This is a genomic window from Chitinophaga ginsengisoli (assembly GCF_003014595.1).
Lineage (GTDB): Bacteria > Bacteroidota > Bacteroidia > Chitinophagales > Chitinophagaceae > Chitinophaga > Chitinophaga ginsengisoli.
Genome location: NZ_PYGK01000018.1, coordinates 14,234 through 26,362 on the forward strand (window position 1 = coordinate 14,234; position 12,129 = coordinate 26,362).

At 48.4% G+C, this 12,129-nt stretch carries 5 protein-coding genes; 3 read left to right on the plus strand and 2 right to left on the minus strand.

The window, feature by feature from the left end:
* Positions 1–149: 149 nt before the first annotated feature.
* The gene (locus CLV42_RS28835) at positions 150–2,570 is read left to right on the plus strand and encodes an ABC transporter permease (protein WP_106605414.1); all 2,421 of its coding nucleotides are present in this window, start codon (positions 150–152) and stop codon (positions 2,568–2,570) included.
* A gap of 143 nt (positions 2,571–2,713) precedes the next feature.
* Here CLV42_RS28835 and CLV42_RS28840 read toward each other — a convergent pair whose 3' ends face one another.
* The gene (locus CLV42_RS28840) at positions 2,714–3,181 is read right to left on the minus strand and encodes a hypothetical protein (protein WP_106605415.1); all 468 of its coding nucleotides are present in this window, start codon (positions 3,179–3,181) and stop codon (positions 2,714–2,716) included.
* A 453-nt stretch (positions 3,182–3,634) separates the two neighbouring features.
* A complete protein-coding gene (locus CLV42_RS28845) occupies positions 3,635–6,022 on the minus strand; it encodes an ABC transporter permease (RefSeq protein WP_106605416.1) in 2,388 nt (795 codons plus the stop codon).
* A 758-nt stretch (positions 6,023–6,780) separates the two neighbouring features.
* On the opposite strand from CLV42_RS28845, the gene CLV42_RS28855 reads away from it, so the two are divergent.
* Entirely contained in the window at positions 6,781–7,695 is a 915-nt protein-coding gene (locus CLV42_RS28855; protein ID WP_106605418.1) for a glycosyltransferase family 8 protein, read from the plus strand.
* A gap of 282 nt (positions 7,696–7,977) precedes the next feature.
* Positions 7,978–12,069 (plus strand): carbohydrate-binding protein, encoded by a 4,092-nt coding sequence (locus CLV42_RS28860; protein ID WP_106605419.1) that lies wholly within the window; start codon positions 7,978–7,980, stop codon positions 12,067–12,069.
* Positions 12,070–12,129 lie beyond the last annotated feature (60 nt).

Sequence of the window (12,129 nt, forward strand, 5' to 3'; positions counted from 1 at the left end):
CCGTCTGATAGTAGCACTTAACTGTTCGCTTCCTGACAAAGATGTTCAAATCCGGACAGCCAACAGGCGCATCAAAGCAGGCAAAAGCGCTATACACAAGGGTTTAACGGAGTGGCAGTATTCTTGTGTCATGGGAAGAAACGATAGGTATGTTAAGCAACCATTTCAAGATTGCATGGCGGAGTATAGCCAAACAAAAAATGTTTTCAGCCATCAAGATCGGAGGATTTTCCCTCGGTATAGCCGCCTGTTTGCTGATAGCTTTATATATCGGGCAGGAGCTTAGCTATGACCACAACAATCCAAACGCTGACCGCATTTGCAGGGCAATCATAGACTGGGGTAAGCCTAATACTAAAAATAGTTACTTTCCCGCTCCCTTCGCCGACGCACTAAGAAAAGACCTCCCTGAAGTAGAAAAAGCAGGTCGCTTCTTAGATGAAGAACTTTTCGGAGCAGGCCACGGCCAGGTAAGGACCTCAGACAAACAGGAGAACACTTATGAAGAGGGCGTCCTGTTTGCTGACCAGGACCTGCTGGATATATTGCAGATCCCTTTTGTCTATGGCGACCCTGCCCATGCCCTGAGCGAGCCTAATACCATCGTGATCACAAAACGTAAAGCCGACAAATACTTTCCTCATCAAAATCCCATCGGTAAAACGCTCATCATCAATGACGATGTCAGCAAACCTTACCAGATAGGCGGTGTGGTACAAGACCTTCCTGCCACCTCTCATCTGCAGTTCGATTTCCTGCGTACCCTGAAAGGCATCGAGCTCTGGCCCGGCGAACAAACATACTGGCTGGCCAACAACTATCAAACCTATGTATTGCTGCGTCCCGGAACTGATATGGCAAAATTCCAGTCAAAGGTGTCTGCGTTAAAGGACAAATACCTTCTTGCAAGCGCAGAGAAAAGCGGAGATAAAGCGATTATCGATATCGTAAAGAAAGTCAGCCTCTCTGTACAACCACTAAAAGATATTCATCTGAGATCTGATGGAATAAACGACGGTTTAGGCCATGGCGACATAAGACTGGTATGGCTTTTCGGCGCTATTGCCAGCTTTATACTCATCATAGCAGGTATCAATTTCATCAACCTGTCCACTGCCAGATCAGCCAACAGGGCGAAAGAAGTGGGCCTCAGAAAAGCAGTAGGTTCTGATCGCGTCAGCCTGATCAGGCAGTTCCTCAGTGAATCTCTTTTATTTAGCTTCCTTTCCCTCGTACTGGGACTGGCACTGGCCTGGATCCTCCTGCCTTATTTCAATACGCTGTCAGGAAAATCCCTGAGCATTCCCTGGGCCACCTGGTGGTTCGTTCCAACACTGCTCTTATCTGCAACAGTGATCGGTATACTGGCAGGCCTGTACCCCTCCTTTTATCTGTCTTCCTTTCAGCCCATCCATGCACTCAAAGGAAAGATCAGCCAGGGACACAAACCTACCCGTATGAGAAGCGCACTGGTGGTATTCCAGTTCACCACATCCGTTGCACTGATCATCGGGACCTTCATCATCTACCGTCAGATGAGATACATCCTCGACAAAAAAGTCGGCTTCGATAAAGAACACGTCGTCCTCATCCAGGGTACGAATACACTAGGTAACAGAATACCCGCCTTTAAAAATGCGTTACTGCAAGTCTCAGGCGTAAAAAGCGCTTCTGTCAGCGACTACCTCCCTGTCAGCGGCACGAAACGGAACGACAACTTATTTTCAATTGAAGGCCGATCCCAGATAGACGGCCGCGTCTCCGGGCAGCTATGGGCGGTAGATCATGACTATGTCAAAACACTCAGCATGAACATCGTGCAGGGAAGAGACTTTTCCATCGACATGCGCACCGACTCACAGGCCGTCATCATCAACCAGACAATGGCTAAGCAACTCAACCTGAAGGATCCTATCGGCAAGCGTATCACCAACAACGGCGCCACCTGGACTGTTATCGGCGTAGTGGAGGACTTCCATTTTGAATCCCTCCGTCAAACCATCAGACCACTCTGCCTCATCATAGACAATAGCCCCTCTATCATATCAGTCAAAGCAAGTACTGCCAACATGCACGATCTGATCGGATCGATCACGACAGTATGGAAAGACTTTGCGCCTCATCAACCAATCCGCTACACCTTCCTCGATCAACGTTTTGCCCGTATGTACACCGACGTACAACGAACTGGCCAGATCTTCACCAGCTTCGCCGTACTCGCCATCATCGTGGCCTGCCTCGGACTGTTGGGACTCTCCGCTTTCATGGCAGAACAGCGCACCAAGGAAATAGGTGTCCGAAAAGTATTGGGCGCCAGCATCAGCAACCTGCTGATACTCCTCTCAAAAGACTTCCTCAAACTGGTAATACTCGCTATCATCATCGCCACTCCCCTCGCCTGGTATGCCATGGACCGCTGGCTGGAGAACTTTGCTTTCCACATCGACATCGAATGGTGGGTCTTCATCCTCGCCGGCTTCATAGCAGTAGTCATCGCACTACTAACCGTCTCTTATCAGTCATTAAGAGCTGCATTAGTGAACCCGGTACAGTCGTTGAAATCGGAATAGTAATGGATAAAGAGAAATGAGCAATAAACGGTGAGCAATGAATGATGAGATAAGTAATAGTCTTTAGCCCAATAGGTTAGGCCAATAGATCAACCACGCATGTTAATCTATTGGCCTAACCATTTATACTATTCATCTAACGATTAAAAATTACGTGCAGGACCTTGACCTTGAAAATCAGGATATTGAACTTCAATCCAAAGTTCTCCACTTTTTTCATTTAGCGTGAAAAGCCAGGAGTTACCTTCTTTGCAACCGTATAAATATTCTAAATGAGATGTGTCTGAGAGAGGGATCGTGTCCGCTGGCGGAAACAGGCCGGCCTTGCCCATAAGATTGAAATGAGACATATCGCGACACTGTTGATCAATGGGATGGAAATTGTTCTTTGATAAGAAGCTCCTTATATCCTTTTGTTGCAACCGGTATTTACCACCGGCTTCCAGCTCTCCCTGGTCAAACTCTGATATAATGGAGATGTTATTGGGAAGGGAAATCTTTGTAACCCTCCGGATAAAGGGCAATATGGAATTGCTATCATTTTGACAGCTCATGAAAATGACTAATCCTGTAATGAAAACTAATCTATATTGGAAATAAGCTTTCTTCATATCAATCAGATGCGTAAGCGCCCTAATTCCATAATAACATCCATAATAACATTCAAAATAATATCCAAAGTTTAGAATAGTCCCCCAGTTATGTCCCTTCCCTCTTTGCTCTTTGCTATTCGCTATCCTATATTCGCTATTCGCTCTTATCTCTTACCTCCTCACTTAATTGGACGACAACTACTGCGGACGGTTTGAGGTGGAGATCACTGGCCTAAGTTGTTTGAAGTTGCTGATGCGCCCCGCCAGGGGTTTAATAGCATTCCCCAGCCCAACCGTCAGAAAACGCCCTATAGCAAGGAACTTCAAAGAACTCAGCCAGTGGTCCCACCTCAAACCGGATCGCGCAAGTAGAATCCTCCTCCCACTACCACAAAAAAAACAACACAAAAAACAATACAAAAACAAAAGCCGCATCCTAAGACGCGGCCTCACCAAAAAAACAAAAGAATATCACTCTGCCTTCAGACTCTTCACAGGATTCATCAACGCCGCCCTCACACTCTGAAAACTCACCGTCAGCAGCGTCACTAGCAGTATCCCCAACCCCGCCACAACAAAAATCCACCACGATATCTCCGACCGGTACGAATAATGCTGCAACCACCCATGCATAAAAAAGTACGCCATTGGCATGGCAATCAGGAACGCCACCACCACTAATAGCACAAAGTCCTTCGACAGCATCGTCCACAGATTAAACACTGACGCCCCCAACACCTTCCGCACACCAATCTCTTTCGTCCGCCGCTCTGCCATAAACGACGCCATACCAAACAAGCCAAGACAACTAATAAAGATCGCCAGCAGGGAGAAGAACCCCGTCAGCTTCCCAACCCTCACTTCTGTATCGAATTTCTTCGCATACTCCACGTCAACAAACTTGTATTCAAACGGCTGTCCAGGGCTATACCGCTTAAACACCGCTTCAATCTTCGCCAGTGCTGTCTGCGCATCGAGCGTCGGGTTAATACGCATAAGTATAATACCCAGGTTCCCCCTGCCCATATGAAAGACTGCCGGCCTCACTGGCTGATACGGCGATTCCATGATCATATCTTTAACAACGCCAATGATTGTAAAGGACTTGTCCCCCCATTGCAGGATCTCGCCCACAGGATCTTTCAGTCCCATAAACTTCACCGCCGTCTCATTCACCACAAACGCAGAAGAATCCGACACAAACTCTCTCGAAAAGTCGCGGCCCGCCTTAAACTGCCAGCCAACAGCTTTCCCGTATCCCGACGTCACCCCAACACTCGGCACATCTACCGTAAGCGTAGGATCTTTCCCCTTCCAGGAAATATCCCCATTCGTCTGCCAGACAGTCGTCGTCGGACTGCTTGTTTCTGACATCTCAACAATTGCCCCATTATTTATCAGCTCACTACGTACCGCGTCAAAATGGTCATGGATATCCGGTACGGTCAGTTCCATAGTGATCAGCCCCTCGCGGGAGTATCCTACCGGTCGTGTCATAGCATACTGCACCTGCCGGAATACAACGATCGTCCCGATGATTAATATTAATGAAACAGTGAACTGCAGCACCACCAAAATCTTCCGCGGCAAAGCAGCATTTCGCCCCGCACGAAAAGTGCCCTTCAACACTTTAACAGGTTGAAAAGAGGAAAGGTAAAAAGCCGGATAACTACCAGCCACTAGTCCTGTCAGCAGAATTACAACGACACCGGTTAACCAGAAGACAGGATTTGTCCAGAGGATAGCGATCTTCTTATCAGCCACATTATTGAAAAAAGGCAGTGTTAATTGTGTGATAGCGATACACAACACAAACGCCAGCGCCACTACCAGTAAAGACTCACTGAAGAACTGACCTATCAGTTGCGTGCGCAAAGAGCCTATAGCCTTACGGATTCCTACTTCCCGCGCACGTTTCTCAGAACGGGCCGTACTGAGGTTCATGAAATTGATACAGGCCAGCAATAGTACAAACACCCCGATAATACTAAACAGCCAGACAAACTGTATACGGCCACCCGTATTGACACCATTTTTAAACTCCTCATGCAAATGCCATTTGCTCATCGGATGCAGGAAAACAACCGGTTTAAAACGCTTATCCTCTTCGCTGAGATGCACAGCTCTTAACTGCGCAATCTTCGCAGAAGCGCTGGCCATATCAACATTGTCTGCCAGTTCCACATATGCCAGGAACGAATTAGAACCCCAGTTATCTTTATTCATTTTCACCCAGGGTACGTCATTCTCGACATAAACATTCCACGGCGCAATAAAACCCACCTTACTAAAGGTGGAATTATTTGGCAGGTCTTTGTACACGCCCTTTACGATCAGGTCCGCTTTGTTATCCAGCCGCATGACTTTACCCATAGGATCATCCTTCCCAAAATAAGCAGCCGCCGTAGAGGCAGATAACAAAATAGAAGAAGGATCTTTCAGCGCATCCTGTGCACCACGTAACATCTCAACATCCATCAGTGCCGGCCCATTAGGCTCCATGAATTTCCCGATCTTCCGCAACTTCTTATCACCAACAGAAAGCACCTTATAAAAATCCCAGGAAGCCATCACCACCTGTTTAAAATTACTCCCATACTTCTCCCGCAACTCATCACCCACAGGAGGAGGCATCGTTTGCCAGGTATCCAGCTGTCCGCCAAAGTCCTGTGTCTGCATCAACTGGGCAATGCGACCATAATTTTTGTTGTACTTGTCAAAGGAAAGTTCGTCCCAGATCCACAAACCGATCAGCATAGCCACCGCCATGCCGGCAGCCAGTCCGCCAATATTAATAAGGGAATATCCTTTACTTTTCAAAAGATTGCGCCAGGCAATACGGAAATGGTTCCTGATCATAATGGTATGGGTTGTAAGAATCACTGCGCACCGAAAGTATGCCAATTAACACCAACCATGACTGTCAAGCACTTACACTATTAAAACTGCAGTATGTTGTCCGCTTTCGTAACACTATAATGTCCATTCCCGGATCATTCTTCACTTGTATTTCCCCCTCACTATGATCCCATCCCCTCCCACATACCCACATCTCATCCCACACACATCTCATCTCATCCTACATCTCATCCCACATACATCTTATCCCACATACATCTCATCCCACATACATCTAATCCCACATACATCTCATCTCACATACATCTCATCTCATCCTACTCCCCCATCCCCCTTACATCGTGATCCCATCTTTCATTGTAATCCCACTTATATTAAGCCGGCTAAATCCAACAAGATCCCCCATCATACGTCCCTCCCTCTCCCCTCTCCAATAATTGGACGACACGAACTGCGGACGGTTTGAGGTGGAGATCACTGGCCTAGGTTGTTTGAAGTTGCCGAAGTGCTGCACCAGGGGTTTAATAGCATTCCCAAGCCCAATCACCTCAAAAAGCTCCATAGCAGGAAACTTCAAAGAACCCAGCCAGTGGTCCCACCTCAAACCGGATCGCGTAAGTCCAATCCCCCACTCACCACCAAACAACAAAAACATAGGAATTACAAATTTCATTCATATATTTGTATCATTATAACTAAAGTATTCAATTATAATCCTATACCAACACCATCTTTATTCATTTACAACCTAATTCAACATGCATATTGCATTTGTAATCGATCTCCTTGCCTTTGAAGGATTGGGTACTACACTCACTTCACTCGTCAGAAACTGCGGTGACACAGAAAAATTGACGCTTCACTTTCTCTGTTCAGACGTAACTCCTAAGCATAAAAATAACATCCTCCGACTGCTGGAGGAAGAAGCATACCGCGGCAACACGGAATTTCATGACTTCGATGCACCGAAAACATTTGGTCATCTGATCTCCCTGCATGGCAACTGGACCACATACGGCAAGTTCCTTATCCCTGATGTGGTTAAAGCCGAATACGTCCTCTATCTTGACACCGATCTGCTCATCCTGACCGACGTGTTGAAGCTGCAGGACATCCGCTTCAATGACCACTTCCTGGCAGCAGCGCCAAGAGGACCATTCAAAAATGCACTGGAAAGAAAGTTCCTGGTCGATAAATTAGGCCTCGACGGAGAAGCAAGATGTTTTAACGCAGGCGTACTGCTGCTGAACCTGAAAGTGTGGAGAGAAAAGAATATTCACGCAGAAGTAGAGCGCATCTGTAAAGAACATCCGATGGAATTCCAGTCAGCCGATCAGACAGTGCTGAACGCTATTTGTGCAGGTACTTTCCATCACCTGGACGGCCGCTTTAACAATATCTGGACACCAGAACAACAACCCGCTACTGAAACAAGTAACGTCATCTTCCACTTTGCGGGATCTCCTAAACCATGGGATTTCTTCGGCAAAGTAGTTCACTCCGGATACACCATCTGGACAGACTATGATACCAACTTCTGGGATGCCCAATATAAAAAGCTCACAGGGGCGAAATTACACCGCACCTGGAAGATCAGAAGATCACTGGCAAAACATTACCTGAAAAGATTCCGCAGCGCAAAAGCACCAGCTGTTGCGACTGCAGCGAAATAATTGCCTATAAAGAGAGAAGCCTGATACTTATTCAAGTATCAGGCTTCTCTCTTTATGCCGTATTATACAATCATCTCTTTTTGCTACTCTGCTGATCCGGGCATATCGATCACTTTCGATTTTATCTATTATCTTCGCGCCATAACACGGCTCCTGAAGTTTGAAAACCTGTAGCTGTTGATCCATTACAAAATATCCTTTAGAAAACCATTTTACTGTACAACACCCATCTGTTGTACCTATTGAAAGACCATGCAATCCAATTCCCTTAAATAAAACCATATGAACAGCACCCGTGCCTTCTCGGCTCACAACGGGACACGCAGGAGTATGACACTTCTCTTCGCGCTTGTCCTCTCCATTATCATGACTGGTATGATGGGTACACCCGCTTTCTCCCAGAACTGGAGATTGGCCCAACCCTCGTACCCAACTACCGATGCTTTTGTCATCACCTACTCCGTTGCCGATTACGGCGCTACCGGTGATGGTGTAACCGATGTCACCAGCATCTTCCAGGACCGCCTCAATGCCTTAGGCACTTTAGGTGGCGGTACTTTGTATGTGCCTGCCGGCAAATACGTTATCCGTGGTACACTGCTCATTCCGAAAGGTATTACCCTCCGCGGCGAATGGCAGAAACCTACGAAAGGTCAGCCCATCAACGGCACCATCCTGATGGCTTATGCCGGCCGTGGCGACGAAAATGCAACGCCTTTCATCACCATGCAGACCTCCGCCGCGGTACGCGACCTGGCCATCTGGTACCCCGAACAGCTACCGGATAACATTACGCCCTATCCGCCAGCTATCATATTCGGAGCGCCTAACTATTTCGGTAATGAATTCTGTAACGCGAAGAACCTTACTTTCGTTAATGCCTACACGGGTATTCTCTTCTCAAGAACAAACGGCGGTACCTGTCCTGTTATCAATGGCATTTACGGTACACCCTTATCAAGAGGTGTAGAGATAGACAATATCGTTGACGTAGGAAGGATTGAGAACATTAATCTCTCTCCCGCTTACTGGGCGGGCTCCGGTTTACCGAATGCACCTGCCGCCGGCGGTGGTTACGCTAACTGGATCTATCAGAATGGTACCGGTATCGTGATGCGCAGGAACGACTGGTCATACACCGCATTCGTGGATATCGAAGGGTATGCTATCGGCTTCCATGCCACGACTTCTATCCCAAGTGCACCAGCTATCCCGAACGGACAGAACTACGCCATGACCTTCACCAACTGTAAAACAGGGATATATGCAGAAGTAGTCAGCAATGTAGGTATCATGTTTGCACGTTGTACCACCGTCAACTGTGCTACCGGTCTGGCTATTGGCGGTGGTGCTTCCACCAACGGCGCTTTACAGCTGCATACCTGTACTTTCGGCGGATCTATTGACGCCATTACGGCCGATCCTACCTGTGTAGCCAGGATCATGCTGCAACAGTGTACCATTACCGGTGGTAATGTAAACGTCGGTGGTGGCACCTTCGCAGCATCTGACTGCGACTTCAATAACAAAGCGCCGCAGATAGTACTAGGCGCTAATGCAAGAGGTATCATCACCGGCAACCGTTTCAAAAATGGCGTGAACATCGAGAACAACTCGCTCTATACTAACGCCATCGACCATACGCCACTGACACTGAAGAAACTACCTCCTTTCCCGACCATCACACAACCTACCCACAAGCCATCCCGCCAGGTATTGTACCTCGCTACAGCAGCGCCTTTCAATGCCAAACCCGATGGCGTAACAGATAACACCACCGCTATCCAGAATGCGCTGACCAAAGCCAGTACCGACGGTGGCGGTATCGTGTTCCTGCCTCCCGGAAAATATAAAGTGACCGGTCACCTGACAGTACCTACCAATGTAGAACTCAAAGGAGCGGCCGACAACAGCACCACTCCAACAGGCCCCGGCGCAGTACTGGAACCTTATGCGGATAAAGGCAATCCTAACGGCACACCTTTTATCAAGTTGTCTGCCGGTAGCGGTCTGCAGGGTATCACTATCAACTACCCTGAGCAACTGGCGTCACTGGTCCCTAATTTCCCTGCATACCCTTACACCATACAGGTGACAGGTAGCGATGTCTATATTATCAACGTAGGCCTCCGCGCGGTATACAACGGTATAGATATGTTCACTTACCAATGTAACAATCACTACGTTGACTGGCTCACCGGGCATGTATTCCATAATGCGATTAAAGTAGGCGGTGGTACCAGCGGCGGACAAATCTCCAACACCCAATTCAATACCATCGCATACGCAGCAGGTGCGGAATCAAAATTCGGCAGCTGGCCCAACTCGCCACAAGGAGATAACGCTGCCATCTATTCTTATCAGCTGAACAACATGGATTTCATCATCCTGGGTAACGCACAAAACGAGATCCTGTACAACGACTTCGTATATGGTGCTCACCATGGACTGATCCTCGCCAATGAAGGCAGCGGCGCTTCAGGCATCAGTATGGGCCTCGGATTGGATGGCACTAAGAACGCGATCAGCTTTGAGAAACTGGGCGCCGGTGGATTTGATTTCATCAACAGCCAGATCGTAGCCCTGAACAACAACCAGGACACCTCTACCAGCTATCTCAATACGACCGGCAGCTTCAATGGTCAGATCAACCTGTACAACTCCGACTACTGGGGTAATCCTGCCAGATCTGTTGTATCTGACAATGGCGCTATCAATATGCAGACCGCCAACTTTGCAGAACCAGGTTTCCAGAACTGGGGCCTCATCCGCAATGGTTCGCTGAACATACACAACTCCACCATCTGGCCCGTAGGTACTTTGCTGAACGCCGGTGCTGAACCGAAGTTCTCCGCACATTCCTCCATCGTCGACAGCGCCAATATCGACGCATATAAAGCCACCCTATGGAAAAACAACCTGGGTAATATATGGGGCGTTTCCGTAGCTGGCGCGATGGATAGACAAGGCTGGACAGCCTCCGCCTCTGTCAATACCAACAACGCTAAGAATGCACTCGACAGCAACACCGTTACCCGCTGGGATACCCAGGGTAGCCAGGTGAACGGACAAACCTTCACCGTCGATATGAAAACTGTCAATACCATCAACAGGATTGTCCTGGATGCCACCGACAGTCCTTCTGATTCGCCTGCCGGTTATAGCGCTTACATCTCCAACGATGGTACCAACTGGGGCAGCCCTATCGCATCAGGTACCGGCCCGCAGGGTATGACACTCATCACCTTCCCGGAAAAAGTAGGTCGCTATATCCGCATCGTACAGACAGGCGCCAAGGGTAACTACTGGTCTATCCACGAATTCTATGTATTCGGCAGAGTGAACGTGGCCAGTGTAAGCGTAACACCGTCCTCAGGAAGTCTCAACATCGGCAGCACCCAAAAATTAACAGCTACCATCCTCCCTGCCAATGCTACCAACAAAGCAAAGAACTGGACTTCCTCCAACCCAGCCATCGCTACTGTTGATACCAGTGGTAAAGTAACCACCATCGCACCGGGCATCGTTACCATCACCGTCACTACCGTAGATGGCAATAAAACGGCCAGCTGCATCGACACGGTAAAAGCATCTAACAACGCCTATGGCGGCACACCTGCTGCCATCCCTGGCAAAATCGAAGCAGAGAACTTCGACAACGGCGGACAAGGCCTCGCTTACTCAGACGCTGATCCCACAAACAGTGGCGGCTTATACAGATCAGAAGGCGTTGACGTAGAAGCCTGCAGCGACGGCGGCTATGACGTAGGTTATATCGCTGCCGGTGAATGGCTGAACTACACAGTGAACATCACCACACCCGGTACCTACACCTTGCAGACCCGCATCGCTTCCCCTTACGGCAGCAGGCGTTTGCATGTAGAACTGGACGGCGTAAACATCTCAGGTACGATCAACGTTCCCAACACAAATGGCTGGCAGACCTTCCAGACATTAACGGCCACCACACCCGCCCTCACCACCGGTATTAAAACACTGCGCATCGTGATGGAAACAGACGGCTTCAACCTTGACTACCTGACACTGACCCGTACCGGCACCGCAAGTACCACCAAACTGGCTGACAACACCGCTGACGCTGATATCATCGCTTACCCCAACCCGGTAACCGGCAATCAGCTAAACCTTCAACTGATCAACCACACAGCTGGCAAATACCATGTCATCCTGTTCAACTCACTAAACCAGCCAGTATTCACCACAGCCATCAACGTGAGCAACGTAAGCAATGTGAGCAAAACAACCAGCACCTACCCACTGTCATTGCAGCACACATTGCCAGCAGGCTATTACATGTTGGAAGTGATCGATCAGAAAGGCAATCGTGAAGTAAAGAAGATCATCGTTCAATAAACTTTTTTGTACCGCGACGAAGCAGTCCGTTTCCGTCAGCGGTTACGAATGCAATCCCCC